Source organism: Microbacterium sp. C448 (genome assembly GCF_000582705.2).
In the GTDB taxonomy this organism is placed as follows: Bacteria; Actinomycetota; Actinomycetes; order Actinomycetales; family Microbacteriaceae; genus Microbacterium; species Microbacterium lacus_A.
Window position 1 is genome coordinate 1 of sequence record NZ_HG779665.1, and the last position, 13226, is coordinate 13226.

Consider the following 13226-nt stretch of genomic DNA (forward strand, 5'->3'; position numbering starts at 1 on the left):
GAGCGTGGACGTCGTGCGCAGCCTGGTGCTGTGGATCCCCGATTGGCCGATCGTTGCGCTCGCCCGGGAAACGGGCACCCTCGCGGGAGGAACGGGCACCCTCGCGGGCGAGCCGGTCGCGATCATGCGCGCAAATAGGGTGATCGCGTGCTCCGCCGCCGCGCGGGCCGAGGGTGTGCGACGGGGTCAGCGAAGACGTGACGCCCAGGCACGCTGCCCCGCTTTGCAGGTCGTCGCAGACGACGCCGCGCGCGATCACCGCGGGTTCCTGCCGATTGTCGAGGCGATCGAGGCCCGGGCCCCCGGCGTGCAGATCATCCGGCCCGGGCTCTGTGCGCTGCGGGCGCGGGGTCCGGCGCGGTACTACGGGGGCGAAGAAGACGCGGCTCGGGTGCTGCGCGAGTCTCTCGACGACCTCGGCATCCCCGACACGCGTGCCGGCGTCGCGGACGGCCCCTTCACCGCCGAGCAGGCGGCCCGGCGCACGGGCCCCGGGGGCATCCTCGTGATCCCGTCGGGCGATACCGCCGCATTCCTGTCGGACCTGTCGGTCACGACGCTCGAGGACGAGGAACTGATCGGTCTGCTCGCCCGACTGGGCGTACGGACGCTCGGTGAATTCGCCGAGCTGGACGTCGAGAAGGTACGCGGACGGTTCGGGGAACGAGGCATCCGTCTGCACGCCCTCGCCGGGGGGCGTGATCCGCGCGCGGTCATCGCGCGCACCCCTCCCCCCGAGCTCGAGCGGCAGATCGCATTCGAGCCGCCCCTCGAGCTCGTCGATCAGATCGGCTTCGGGGTGCGCACAACCGCCGACGAATTCATCGACAACCTGACACAGGTCTCCCTCGTCTGCACCGAGCTTCGGGTCGAGATGACCGACGAGCGCGGTGGGTTCTCGGAGCGGGTGTGGCTGCATCCGACGTGCTTCGACGCCCCCGATGTCGTCGACCGGGTGCGCTGGCAACTCGAATCGGCCATCGGCAACGACCTGAAAAGCGGGGTCGCGCTGGTGCGGCTGATTCCGCAGGCTGTGGATGCCGCGTCCCATCACGAACCCGGACTGTTCGGTCAGGGCGCCGAAGAGCGCGTGCATCATGCCCTGTCGCGTGTGCAGGCGATGCTCGGGCATCGCGGTGTCACGACGCCCACTCTCGGCGGGGGCCGCTGGCTGTCGGAGCGCCAGACGCTCGTGCCGTGGGGCGATCGGGCAACCGTCCCCCGCTCGCGCGCGCAACCGTGGCCCGGGCATCTGCCCGCACCCCTGCCCTCGACCGTGTTCCCTGCGGGACAGGGCGCCGCGGTGACCGATCGAGAGGGGCGGTCGGTGAGTATCGACGGGCGTGGTCTGCTCAGCGCGCCACCGGCGCAGTTGGGGCTCGACGGGCGGCAGCGTCCGGTCGCGGCGTGGGCGGGGCCATGGCCCGTGCGCGAGCGTATCTGGGACGCCGAGCGGGCCCGTACGGCATATCGCCTGCAGGTCGTGGATGCCGATCAGACGGCCTGGATGCTCGTGAACGAGGGCGAGCGATGGTGGGCCGAGGGGAGGTACGACTGATGGGTTTCGACAACCCGCCCGTGCCGTGGTCAGAGCTCGAACGCGTACTCAGTGGCCGAAGGCCCGATCCGACCCCGCCGAACGCGGACGGCGGGGACAGCCCGGCGTGGTCGCGCAAACGCTCGGCCTACGTCAAACCGCCCGTGCTGCGCCCCGACGTCACCGTTCCCTACGCCGAACTGCACGCGCACACGTCGTACTCGTTCCTCGACGGCGCATCCTCACCCGAAGACCTGGTCGAAGAGGCCGAGCGGCTGGGCCTGCACGCCCTCGCGGTGACCGATCACGACGGTTTTTACGGGATCGTACGCTTCGCCGAGGCCGCAGAGGCCTTTGCCCTTCGCACCGTTTTCGGTGCCGAGCTCTCGCTCGAACTCACCCGACCGCAGAAGGGCGAGCCCGAACCCGAGGGGGCGCACCTGGTCGTCCTCGCGCGCGGCGAAGAGGGGTACCACCGCCTGGCCGGGGCCATCACGACCGCGCAGCTGCGGGGGGCCGAGAAGGGGCGACCCGTCTACGACCTCGAGGAGCTCGCCGCTCAGTCCGGCGCGGGCGGGGGCGGGCGAGCCGGGAGTTCCGACGGGCACTGGGCGGTGCTGACCGGATGCCGCAAGGGGGCCGTGCGGCGGGCGCTCGAGGCCGAGGGGGTTGATGGCGCCGCCCGCGAACTCGATCGCCTGGTCGCGTTGTTCGGTCGTGACAGCGTGCACGTCGAGCTGACCGACCACGGCGATCCGCTCGATTCGCGCCGCAACGACGCCCTCGCCGAACTCGCCGCCGAGCGACGCCTGAGCCTCATCGCCACGAACAACGTCCACTACGCAGCCCCCGAACGCGCCCGACTCGCGGCTGCGGTTGCGGCCGTACGGGCCAACCGCAGCCTCGACGAACTGGACGGATGGCTGCCAGCACATCACGCCGCGCACCTGCGCTCGGGTGCCGAGATGCACGCCCGCTTCGCCCGGTACCCCGGCGCCGTGGCCCGCACCGTCCCTCTGGCCGACGAACTCGCCTTCCCCCTCCGCCGCGCGAAACCCGCGCTGCCGCGGCAGGAGGTGCCCGAGGGGCACACACCGATGTCATGGCTGAGGCATTTGGTCTGGCAAGCCGTGCCGAAGACCTACCCACGGCTGAGCGCGGACGAGCGAGCGCGGATCGAGGGCGAGCTCGACGTCATCGAGCGCAAGGACTTTCCGGGCTACTTCCTGATCGTGCACGACATCGTCGCCGAGGCCCGACGCCGAGGCATCCTGTGTCAGGGGCGTGGTTCCGCGGCGAACAGCGCCGTCTGCTTCCTGCTGAACATCACGGCCGTCGATCCGATCTACTATCGGCTGCCCTTCGAGCGGTTCCTATCGTCGCTGCGTGATGAGGAACCCGACATCGACGTCGACTTCGACTCGGATCGCCGCGAAGAGATCATCCAGTGGGTCTACCGCCGGTATGGCCGCGATCGCGCCGCGCAGGTCGCGAACGTCATCCAGTACCGGCCGAAGAACGCCGTGCGCGACATGGCCAAGGCTCTCGGGCATTCACCGGGACAGCAGGATGCCTGGTCTGCCCAGGTCGAGCGGTGGGGGGCCGAACTGACGTCGTCCGACCACGACATCCCCGATCAGGTGATCGAGTACGCGACCGAGCTCCTCAAGGCGCCCCGGCACCTCGGCATCCACTCGGGCGGGATGGTGTTGACCGACCGTCCCGTCGGCGAGGTCGTACCGATCGAACACGCGCGGATGCCGGGGCGCACCGTCATCCAGTGGGACAAGGACGACGCGGCCTGGATGGGTCTGGTGAAGTTCGACCTGCTGGGGCTCGGGATGCTCGCCGCCCTGCAGCACTGCTTCGACCTGATCCGCGATGCGACAGGCGAGCAGTGGGAGCTCGCGACGCTGCCGAAGGAAGAGCCGGCCGTGTTCGACATGCTGTGCCGGGCGGATTCGATCGGGGTGTTCCAGGTCGAATCGCGCGCACAGATGGGGTTGCTCCCGCGCCTCCAACCCCGGGCGTTCTACGACCTCGTGGTCGAGATCGCGCTCATCCGCCCCGGTCCGATACAGGGCGGTGCGGTGCATCCGTTCGTCCGCCGCAAGCTCGGCCGTGAGGCCATCACATATCCGCATCCGAAGCTCGAACCCGTGCTCGAACGAACGCTCGGCGTGCCGGTCTTTCAGGAGCAGCTGATGCAGATCGCGATGGCGGTCGGCGGATGCACGGGCGAAGAGGCCGACCTGCTCCGCCGCGCGATGGGGTCCAAACGCGGGCTCGAGAAGATCGATTCGCTCCGCGACCGCCTGTACGAGGGCATGGCCTCGAACGGACTGACCGGCGAGGTCGCCGACGACATCTACGCCAAGATCCAGGCGTTCGCGAACTTCGGCTTCGCCGAGTCGCACTCGCTCTCGTTCGGGCTGCTGGTGTACGCGAGTTCCTGGATCAAGCTGCACTATCCCGCGGCTTTTCTTGCGGGCTTGCTGCGATCGCAGCCGATGGGCTTCTACTCCCCCGCCACCCTCGTCGCCGACGCCCGACGTCACGGTGTGGAGGTGCTGCGGCCCGACCTGCAGCGCTCGGGCGTGACCGAGCTGCTCGAGCCCGTGACCGACGACGCGCCGGGCGTGGGCAACCCCGAGGGCGCGAGCGCTGGGCCGGCGTCGGAGATTCGGCGGGCATCGGATGCTGTAGCCCCGAACCCTCCGACGCCGGGCGGATCTCCGACGCTCAGCGAAGGGGAGGATGAGGACAAGAGCTCGGGCGCGCGCGGGCCCGATGCTCCGGCCCGCGGGACCCGCCGCCCCACGGGCCTGGACTCGTGCCGTGACCCCGAGCAACCCCATCCGGGCCTGTTCGACGCGAAAGCACCGGATGTCTCGGCCGCGCACCGCCGCGACGGCGCCTTCGCCGTGCGCCTCGGGCTGAAGGGGGTCACGGGCATCGGTGAGGCGACGGCGCAGAAGATCGTGACGGAGCGGGATGCCCGCGGCCCGTATCGCGATCTGCACGATCTGGTGCGGCGCACCGACGCCACCGCCGCACAGCTCGAGGCCCTCGCGACCGCCGGGGCTTTCGAGTGCCTGGGACTGACCCGCCGCGAGGCGATCTGGCTCGCGGGTTCGGCCGCGCAGGATCGCTCCGAGTTTCTGCCCGGCACGATGATCGCCGTGCAGCCTCCGCTCTTCCCCGACCTGACCGGCTACGACACCCTGGCCGCGGATCTCTGGGCCACGGGCGTCTCGACGGGCGACCACCCCCTCGCGCACTATCGTCCCGACCTCGACAAGCGGGGTGTGCTGTCGTCCGAGGCCATGCGGACGCACGAGGAGGGCCGCCGCGTCGAGGTCGCGGGACTCGTGACGCACCGGCAACGCCCGGCTACGGCATCCGGGGTCACGTTCCTCAATCTCGAGGACGAGCATGGGCTCGTCAACGTGATCTGCACGGTCGGCGTCTGGAACCGCTATCGCCGCGTCGTGCGTGACAGCCCGGCGCTCATTGCCCGGGGCATGTTGGAGCGCTCCCCCGAGGGGGTGACGAACCTCGTGGCGGATGGCTTCGAAGACCTGCGGGTGGGCGTGCGACACAACTCCCGGGACTTCCGGTGACGGGCAAACGCACTCGTCACCGCCCGCATGGTCCGCCTAGACTGCCGCCGTGGGTGAGCGCATCGAGATCAACGGAGTCCGTGTCTATCGTGCTGAGCCGGCGGGTCCGCCACGTGGGGCGGTTATCGTCATCCATGAGATCTGGGGGCTGGTCGACCAGATCACACGGATCGCAGATCGGTGGGCGGACGAGGGATACCTGGTGCTCGCGCCCGACCTGCTGAGCGATATCGGGGTCACCCCCGAGGTCGGCGAAGAACTCGCCGCCCTGAACGCCGACCCCGACGACGAGAAACGGGCATCGCTCCAGCCCCGCCTGCGGGAGGCGCTCGCGCCGATTCGCTCCCCCGAGTACGCAGCGGCCGCCGTGGCCCGCCTACGAGCCGTCGTCGACCACCTCGCCACCCTTCCGGCCGTGGATGGACGCATTGCCGTGACCGGCTTCTGCTTCGGCGGAACCTACAGCTTCGCTCTCGCCGCCGACGATGATCGTGTCCGCGCGGCGGTTCCGTTCTACGGCACGGCTCCCGAACCCGATGCCATCGCGCGGATCTCGTGCCCCGTCCTCGCGCTGTACGGCGAGCTCGACCCGGCGATCGTCGACCGGCTGCCGGAGGTTCGCGAGGTCATGCGGGCGAACGACATCGAATTCTCGGACCACGTCTACCCCGGCGCCCGCCACGCGTTCTTCAACGAGACCAATCCGAATACCTACGACCCGGATGTCGCCGCCGACGCATGGCTGAGGGCCACGACCTTCGTCGGGGATCAGCTGCGCGGAGCGAGCTGAGCGCGCGGCACACCGAGCGCGACACTCGGGGCGCGGGCCGACCGGAGCCGGATGGACCCCGGGCCCGACGCTCAGGGGCGCGGGCGACGCGTGTCGTAGGCCCAGTCCTCGGCGATCGCGCCGCGATCATCGCGCAGGACGGCGGCGATCGTCGCGGTGACGACGAGTGCAACCAGAACGAACGCGACGAGCAGGACGACGATGAGCATGAGTGCCTCCGGGGCTGAATGCGGATGACCCGATCCGACCGCATCGTCACGATCTGGACAACAGTCCAATCGAAGTGGACTGGCCGCCCGCTCGCATGATCCGCCATATTCCGCAGCATTTCTGATCGCCCCCGGGCCACTCGCATCCAATTGGACCGATCCAGCGGTCGATATGTTGCACTGTCACTCATCGACGTTCGGGGCACACAAGACGGTCGATCCGTGACAGCGGAGCGGGTTGAGAGCCGAGCGCAACCCCCATCCCGTCGCGCGCGGCGGGCGTATCGTGGCCGACGAATCGCCCGCGAAAGGATCCCCGATGTCGCACACGGTCGCAGAACTGTTCGTCGAGACGCTGAAGAGCGCTGGCGTCACCCGAATCTGGGGGCTGCCGGGTGACTCGCTCAACGGATTCACCGACGTTCTACGCCGAGACAAGAGCATCCGATGGATGCACGTGCGGCACGAAGAATCCGCAGCCTTCGCGGCCGCCGCAGAGGCCGAGATGACCGGAGATCTCGCCGTTGTCGCGGGCAGCGGGGGTCCCGGCAATCTGCACTTCATCAACGGCCTGTTCGACGCTCAGCGCAGTCGTGTTCCCGTGCTCGCGATCGCCTCGCACCTGCCGACCGCCGAGATCGGGAGCAATTACTTTCAAGAGACACACCCGCAAGAGCTGTTCCGCGAATGCAGCGTCTACAGCGAGCTGGTCTCAGACCCGAGCCAACTCCCGTGGGTGCTGGAGATCGCCATGCGCACAGCGGTCGAGAAGCGCGGAGTCGCGGCCGTCGTCGTGCCCGCAGACGTGTTCTTCGCGGATGCACCAGACCGCCGCCCGTCCGCCCCGATCCGCGCCGCTGCACCGAGCGTCGTGCCCGCCGAGTCCGAGTTGCGCGCCGCCGCCGACCTGCTCGACGCGGCAGGCAAGGTCACGATTCTCGCGGGCGCCGGCGTCGCCGGAGCCCATGCCGAGGTCATGGCGCTGGCAGAGAGACTCCAGGCGCCGATCGTGCACGCCTATCGCGGCAAGCAGCACATCGAATACGACAACCCCTACGACGTCGGCATGACCGGACTGCTCGGCTTCGCCTCGGGCTACCGCGCGATGGAGCACTGCGACACGCTGCTGATGCTCGGTACCGATTTTCCCTACCGCCAGTTCTATCCGAGCAAGGCGAAGATCCTCCAGATCGACATCCGCGGCGAGCAGCTCGGGCGTCGCACCCCGATCGATCTCGGCCTGGTCGGCGGTGTGCGCGAGACGGCGACAGCGCTTCTCCCGCTGCTGCGCGAGGGGCGGCGCGACACACACCTCAAGGATTCCGTGGCGCACTACGCCAAGACGCGTCGAGAGCTCGACGGGTTTGCCAATGACGACGGCAAACAGCCCATCCATCCGCAATACGTCGCACGACTGATCGACGAGCTCGCCGCCCAGGACGCCGTCTTCACGGCGGATGTCGGCACGCCTGTGATCTGGGCTGCGCGCTACCTGCGCATGACCGAGAAGCGACGCCTGATCGGATCGTTCACGCACGGTTCTATGGCGAATGCCCTGCCCCACGCGCTCGGCGCCCAAGCGGTCGATCCGAAACGTCAGGTGATCGCGCTCGCGGGCGACGGGGGCCTGGCGATGCTGATGGGCGATCTGCTCTCCATCCGCCAGAACGACCTGCCCATCAAGATCGTCGTGTTCAACAACTCATCGCTGAACTTCATCGAACTCGAGATGAAAGCGGCGGGGATCGTTCCCTTCGGCACCGAACTCCATAACCCGGACTTCGCCGAGGTCGCGCGATCGATGGGCATCGGAGGCATCCGCGTCGAGAAAGCGTCCGAGCTGGAAAACGCCTTGACGAGCGCCTTCGCAGATCCCGGCCCGGTACTGATCGACGTCGTCGTGGCGCGTGACGAGCTCTCGATCCCGCCGTCGGTCACGGCCGCACAAGCAAAGGGGTTCGCGCTCTACGCGCTGCGCACGGTGATGTCGGGACGGGGCGACGAGCTGCTCGACCTCGCCGACACCAACGTCTGGCGCCGCATCTTCGGCTGATCTGTCTGTCTACCCCGCGCTGGTTCGCGGGCCCCCCAACGCGAGATCCGCAACCAGCACGACCGCGATCGTGACGAGGTAGACGGCGAGATCGCGAGGGTCGAAGACCGTGCCCAGCACGAGCATGATCGGCGAGAAGTCGGCGCCGAGCCGCAGTGGCACGCCCGTCAGTTGAAAGAGCTCGACGAACGTGCACCACGCTGCCGCGATCAACGCCACGAACGGCGAGCGCAGGTGGGGCGCGACGATCACCACAGCGAGGTAGGCCGCGATCGCGTAGAGCGCGTCGCCCGCGATATCGGATGCGGGCACGTCGGGCGCCAGCGAATGCACCAGCAGCCCGGCGGTTATCGTCAGCATCAGCAGGGCGGCCGCGATGGGTCGGCGTCGGGAATGAGGTCGCCGGGGCACTGACGCATCCATCGTTCCCGGGTCATCCGACATCCCTCCACCGTATGTGGCGACGACCCGTCCATATTCACGGCGCGACGCCCTGGCTGCGACGAGCCGATCGGAGGATGCTGGGGACGAGGGCCGCCCACCCGGCGGAGAATCTCTCGCGACGAAGGCAGGAACACCATGTCTCGGACCTATGTCATCACGGGCGCGGCAAGCGGGATCGGCGCGGCCACGGCACAGCTGCTCGGCGAACGCGGGCATCGCGTGGTCGGTGTCGACCTCCGCAACGCCGACGTGAACGTCGACTTGACGACCGCCGAAGGACGCGAACGGATGGTCGCCGAGGTCGCCACGGCCACCGACGGCCGGATCGACGCGATCATCGCCAATGCGGGATTGGCGAGCCCGACCGCGGCAACGGTAGCCGTCAACTACTTCGGCGCCGTAGCGACGCTCGAGGGGCTCCGGCCCCTGCTGGCGGGGTCTTCGGCGCCCCGCGCGGTCGCAACGGCATCGATGGCGTCGCTCTATCCGCCGGACGACGCGCTGCTCGAGGCTCTCCTGGCCGGCGACGAGGGCGCAGCGCTTGCTCGGGGCGCCGAACTCGAGACGTCGGCACCCGAGATGGCCAATCTGATCTACGGAACGACCAAGCGCGCGCTCGCGCGGTGGATCCGTCGCAACGCACCCACCCCGGAGTGGGCAGGCGCGGGTATCCCCCTGAATGCGATCGGCCCGGGTGTTGTGGCAACGCCGATGACCGCGGACCTGACCGCGACGGCCGAGGCGCGCGATGCACTGCTGCAGATGGTGCCGATGCCGCTCAACGGCATCTTCGAGCCTCGTGACGTCGCTTATTTGCTCGCATGGCTGACGAGCGAAGAGAACGCCCATCTCTGCGGGCAGGTCGTCTTCATCGACGGCGGGTCGGATGCGATCATCCGGGGTGACTCGACCTGGTGAACGTCGGCGGCGCCCGGGCGTGTACGGAGCGACCGGGTGGGTCTGGCCTACCCTGAGACGGTGAGCGAAGACACCCCCGGCGCGACCGCGACCGACGACGATCGGACCGAGACGAGCATCGCGGCCGCGATCGGCCGCGCCGTGGCATCCGCTCGGTCCGACCGGAAGCTGTCGATGCGCGCGCTCGCCGCAGAGGCGGGGATCAGCCAGCCGTTCCTCAGCCAGATCGAGAACGGCCACACGCTTCCGTCGATGCTGACGCTCTACCGCCTCGCCGGTGCGCTCGGCCTGTCGGCCGCAGAACTCATGCCCGCCGCAGTCGGGCCCGCGCCGATCCATGTTCAGCGGCGCGAAGATGCGCGCCGGGTTCCGGTCACCGAGTCCGCGAACGCAGGGATGGGACGGATCCTCACCGCCTCGGGCCGCCGCGTCGTCGCGACGGAGTACGTGGTGGGTGCGGACGAGGACATGGGCGACTGGTTCCAGTCGGACGGCGAGCTGCTCGTCTACGTCGCCGACGGGCGGATCGTCGTGACAATCGAGGGCCAGGGCGAGTGGGAACTCGGCACAGGGGACGCGATGACCTACCCCGGAGAGCTGCGCAATGTGTGGCGTGTGATCGGCCCGGAGAGCGCCACGATCCTTCTCGTGCACTCCCCCGACGCGTGACGCGCGACTTCTCGCCTATCGTGCCACGCGGCCGTAACAAGTTATTTACATCAGCAATCAATGATTGCTGTGTACTATCACTCCATGAGCGAAAACTTACTCGTCCCGACCGTCGACATCTCCGCCTACGTCACCGATGCGAGCGCAGAAAGCAAGGCCGCCGTCGCGCGCGCCCTCGATATCGCGTGCCGCACCGTCGGCTTCATCCAGATCGTCGGCCACGGCGTACCGACGGCGGCGACGGATGGTCTCGCGCAGGCGATGGACGACTTCTTCGGTCAGGATCTCGAGGCGAAGAAGCAGTGGAAGCGTCCCGCGAAAGAGAACCGCGGGTACAGCCCGCCTAAGAGCGAATCGCTGAGCTATTCGCTGGGCGTTGACCCCGTCACCCGCATGAACGACTTCTTCGAGGCCTTCAACATCGGCAGCTCCGAGGCGGATTTCCCCGGCTTCACCGATGAGACGGGCGACTACGCCGCTAACACCTGGCCGGACACCCCCGGCTTCGAGGAGCGCGTCTCCACGTACTTCGCCGAGGCGCGGCGGGTGGCGTACACGCTGCAGGATGCCTTCGCGGACGCGCTCGGCGTTGACCGGGACGTGTTCGGCGCCGTGTCGGACCATCCGATCAACGTCCTCCGCATGAACAACTACGCGCTCCCCCCGGGCAGCATCGAGCTCGGCGCCGACCTGACCGGAATGGGCGAACACACCGACTACGGCATGGTCACGGTGCTGTGGGCCGACCGGGTCGAGGGACTGCAGGTGCTGGGCCGCGATGGCCGCTGGCACGACGTCATGCCCGCCGAAGGCGCATTGCTCGTGAACCTCGGCGACATCGCCGCGCGCGTCACGAACGACGAATGGATGTCGACCCTGCACCGCGTCAAGCCGCCGATCGTCGACGGCACGATCAAGCGTCGTCGTTCGGCAGCCTTCTTCCACGACTGGAATGCGGATGCCGTCATCCGGACTCTTCCGGCGATGCTCGAGCACTCGGAGCCGGTCTACGAGCCGGTGACCGTGGCGGAGCACGTTCAGGCGAAGCTGCGGGGATCGCGCGCGGGCGTCAAGAACACCGCCGCGGCCCGCGAGCAGGCACGGGTCGAGGCGGCGCAGGTCGAGGCAGCACAGGTCGAGGCAGCACTGTGACGCATCCCGCCTCCTCGCCGCTGGTCCCGAAGGCCGAGTTGCACATGCATCTCGAGGGCGCTCTGGAGTCCGAACTTCTCGTGACGCTCGCGCGCCGCAACGGCGTTCCGCTGCCGACGTACGATCCTGACGTGCTCGATGCCCGCTATCGCTTCGGGCAACTGCAGGACTTCCTCGACGTCTACTTCGACAACCTGGCCGTGATGCGCACCGCCGAAGACTTCCACGACCTCGCTGCGCTCTACCTGCGCCGTGCACGTGAGAACGGCGTGACCCGCGCCGAGTCGTTCTTCAACCCCATGACGCACGTCGGGGCGGGCGTTCCGCTCGCCGCGGTCATGGAGGGCTACGGAGCCGCGTTCGCCGATGCCCGACGCGAGGGCCTCTCGTGCGACATGATCCTCGATTTCACCCGCGACCTCGGAGCCGAGGCAGCCGATCAGATGCTGACCGACTTCGCGCCGTTCCGCGACATGATCATCGGGGTCGGGCTCGATTCGACCGAGGTCGGCTATCCGCCCGTGCTGTTTCGGGATGTCTTCGCGCGCGCCGCTGCGGATGGCCTCCACCGCACGTGTCACGCGGGCGAAGAGGGCGACCCCGAGTACGTTCGTCAGGCGCTCGACGATCTGCGGGTCGAGCGGATCGACCACGGACTGCGTGCGGTCGAAGACCCGGAGCTGCTGAAGCGGATCGCCGCCGAGCAGATCCCGGTGAACGTCTGCCCGCTATCGAACGTCGCGCTGCGCGCCGTGGACCGGATGGATCGGCACCCGCTGTTCGCGATGCTCGACGCGGGCGTTCCGGTCACCATCTCCAGCGACGACCCGGCCTACTTCGGCGGCCAGATCGGCGCGAACTTCGCCGCGCTCGAGGACATCGGAACGTCTCAGGAAGTCTTGATCGGATGCATCGAGACCTCGTTCGAGGCTGCGTTCATCGACGCGGGTGAGCGTGAGCGACACCTGGCTGCGCTGCGCTCGGCCGTGTGACCCATTCCCGGCCGAAACACCCTTTGTGCGTCGAAACACCTCCCGACGCGGGGTGTTTGGGCGCGGTAGGGGTGTTTCGGCGACGCGTTGCGCCCGCGGTTGCTGAGCCTGTCGAGGTGACCGGCTCAGGGCGCGTCGACCTCCGCGGCCGCGCCGTGGGTGTGCATGCGGACGCCCGCCTCGTTGAAGATGCTGATGATCTGCGCGGGACGGTTACCCGCCGCGCCCATCGCATGCGGGATGCGGGTATCGAACTCCGCCGCCTCGCCCCGCGCCAGCACAAGATCCTGCTCACCAAGTCGCAGCCGCAACCGCCCCGCGATCACGTACAGCCATTCGTAGCCATCGTGCACGCGCAACTCAGAGCATCCGTTCGGATCCGGTGAGTACGTGATCTTGTAGGTATTCACGGCCGAACCCTCGGGCGCGAGCGGAGCGATGACCATGCCGTCCCGACGAATGACTGACCGCCGCACGCGAGGGTCGACGGTCGGTGCGGCCACCAGATCGTCGATGCGCACCCCGAGCTGACGGGTCAGCGGCACCAACAACTCCAAGCTCGCCTGACGCTTGCCGGATTCGAGCCGGGACAGCGTGCTCACCGACATCTGCGCACGTGCGGCGAGTTCTTCGAGCGTCCACCCGTGCGCATGACGGGCCGCACGCAGCCGCGCGCCGACCTGGTCCAATCCATCCGCCATATCGCCCACGTTCTTCCTGCTTGCCAATACTGCAAAACTGTTTGCCATTCTCACATGCGCAGCTGCACTCTGGGGTCATGCACACATCCGTCACCGACTCTTCGAGCGAACCCTGGGACACGATCATCATCGGCGGGG

At 68.5% G+C, this 13226-nt stretch carries 11 protein-coding genes; 8 read left to right on the forward strand and 3 right to left on the reverse strand.

What is annotated here, in order from left to right:
* Window positions 1-4: 4 nt before the first annotated feature.
* Genes MIC448_RS07480 through MIC448_RS07490 form a run of 3 tightly spaced genes read left to right on the forward strand, consistent with a single transcriptional unit; the run spans window position 5 to window position 5950 of the window.
* The gene (locus MIC448_RS07480) at window positions 5-1558 is read left to right on the forward strand and encodes a DNA polymerase Y family protein (protein ID WP_051513338.1); all 1554 of its coding nucleotides are present in this window, start codon (window positions 5-7) and stop codon (window positions 1556-1558) included.
* Window positions 1558-5160, forward strand: coding sequence for an error-prone DNA polymerase (locus MIC448_RS07485; protein ID WP_036297995.1), 3603 nt, complete (start codon window positions 1558-1560; stop codon window positions 5158-5160). The genes MIC448_RS07480 and MIC448_RS07485 overlap by 1 nt, the downstream gene beginning before the upstream one ends.
* A gap of 49 nt (window positions 5161-5209) precedes the next feature.
* Complete coding sequence (locus tag MIC448_RS07490; RefSeq protein ID WP_036297996.1) at window positions 5210-5950, forward strand: dienelactone hydrolase family protein; 741 nt, start codon at window positions 5210-5212, stop codon at window positions 5948-5950.
* 71 nt (window positions 5951-6021) lie between these two features.
* Here MIC448_RS07490 and MIC448_RS07495 read toward each other — a convergent pair whose 3' ends face one another.
* The gene (locus tag MIC448_RS07495) at window positions 6022-6159 is read right to left on the reverse strand and encodes a hypothetical protein (RefSeq protein ID WP_157811171.1); all 138 of its coding nucleotides are present in this window, start codon (window positions 6157-6159) and stop codon (window positions 6022-6024) included.
* 319 nt (window positions 6160-6478) lie between these two features.
* On the opposite strand from MIC448_RS07495, the gene poxB reads away from it, so the two are divergent.
* A complete protein-coding gene (gene poxB, locus MIC448_RS07500) occupies window positions 6479-8212 on the forward strand; it encodes a ubiquinone-dependent pyruvate dehydrogenase (protein ID WP_036297997.1) in 1734 nt (577 codons plus the stop codon).
* A 9-nt stretch (window positions 8213-8221) separates the two neighbouring features.
* On the opposite strand, the gene MIC448_RS07505 is transcribed toward poxB, so the two are convergent.
* Window positions 8222-8656 carry a DUF2809 domain-containing protein gene (locus MIC448_RS07505; protein ID WP_243419924.1) on the reverse strand — a complete coding sequence of 145 codons (435 nt, stop codon included), beginning with the start codon at window positions 8654-8656 and terminating at the stop codon, window positions 8222-8224.
* A gap of 135 nt (window positions 8657-8791) precedes the next feature.
* Between MIC448_RS07505 and MIC448_RS07510 the strand changes: the two genes are divergently transcribed.
* From MIC448_RS07510 to add, 4 genes are all read left to right on the forward strand, one after another.
* Window positions 8792-9574, forward strand: a complete 783-nt coding sequence (locus MIC448_RS07510; RefSeq protein WP_036297998.1) for an SDR family oxidoreductase — start codon at window positions 8792-8794, stop codon at window positions 9572-9574.
* A 60-nt stretch (window positions 9575-9634) separates the two neighbouring features.
* The gene (locus MIC448_RS07515) at window positions 9635-10243 is read left to right on the forward strand and encodes a helix-turn-helix domain-containing protein (protein ID WP_157811172.1); all 609 of its coding nucleotides are present in this window, start codon (window positions 9635-9637) and stop codon (window positions 10241-10243) included.
* A gap of 84 nt (window positions 10244-10327) precedes the next feature.
* The gene (locus MIC448_RS07520; protein ID WP_036298005.1) at window positions 10328-11395 is read left to right on the forward strand and encodes an isopenicillin N synthase family oxygenase; all 1068 of its coding nucleotides are present in this window, start codon (window positions 10328-10330) and stop codon (window positions 11393-11395) included.
* Window positions 11392-12387 carry an adenosine deaminase gene (add, locus tag MIC448_RS07525; RefSeq protein WP_232711670.1) on the forward strand — a complete coding sequence of 332 codons (996 nt, stop codon included), beginning with the start codon at window positions 11392-11394 and terminating at the stop codon, window positions 12385-12387. Before MIC448_RS07520 ends, add begins: the two co-directional genes overlap by 4 nt.
* Before the next feature lie 125 nt (window positions 12388-12512).
* Here add and MIC448_RS07530 read toward each other — a convergent pair whose 3' ends face one another.
* Entirely contained in the window at window positions 12513-13136 is a 624-nt protein-coding gene (locus tag MIC448_RS07530) for a helix-turn-helix domain-containing protein (protein WP_373457225.1), read from the reverse strand.
* Window positions 13137-13226: the final 90 nt, after the last annotated feature.

Bases quoted from the DNA above. Each gene is read 5' to 3' on its own strand.
- MIC448_RS07485 (WP_036297995.1), top strand. From the start codon at position 1,558: ATGGGTTTCGACAACCCGCCCGTGCCGTGGTCAGAGCTCGAACGCGTA.
- MIC448_RS07495 (WP_157811171.1), bottom strand. From the start codon at position 6,159: ATGCTCATCGTCGTCCTGCTCGTCGCGTTCGTTCTGGTTGCACTCGTC.
- poxB (WP_036297997.1), top strand. From the start codon at position 6,479: ATGTCGCACACGGTCGCAGAACTGTTCGTCGAGACGCTGAAGAGCGCT.
- MIC448_RS07505 (WP_243419924.1), bottom strand. From the start codon at position 8,656: ATGTCGGATGACCCGGGAACGATGGATGCGTCAGTGCCCCGGCGACCT.
- MIC448_RS07510 (WP_036297998.1), top strand. From the start codon at position 8,792: ATGTCTCGGACCTATGTCATCACGGGCGCGGCAAGCGGGATCGGCGCG.
- MIC448_RS07520 (WP_036298005.1), top strand. From the start codon at position 10,328: ATGAGCGAAAACTTACTCGTCCCGACCGTCGACATCTCCGCCTACGTC.
- MIC448_RS07530 (WP_373457225.1), bottom strand. From the start codon at position 13,136: ATGGCAAACAGTTTTGCAGTATTGGCAAGCAGGAAGAACGTGGGCGAT.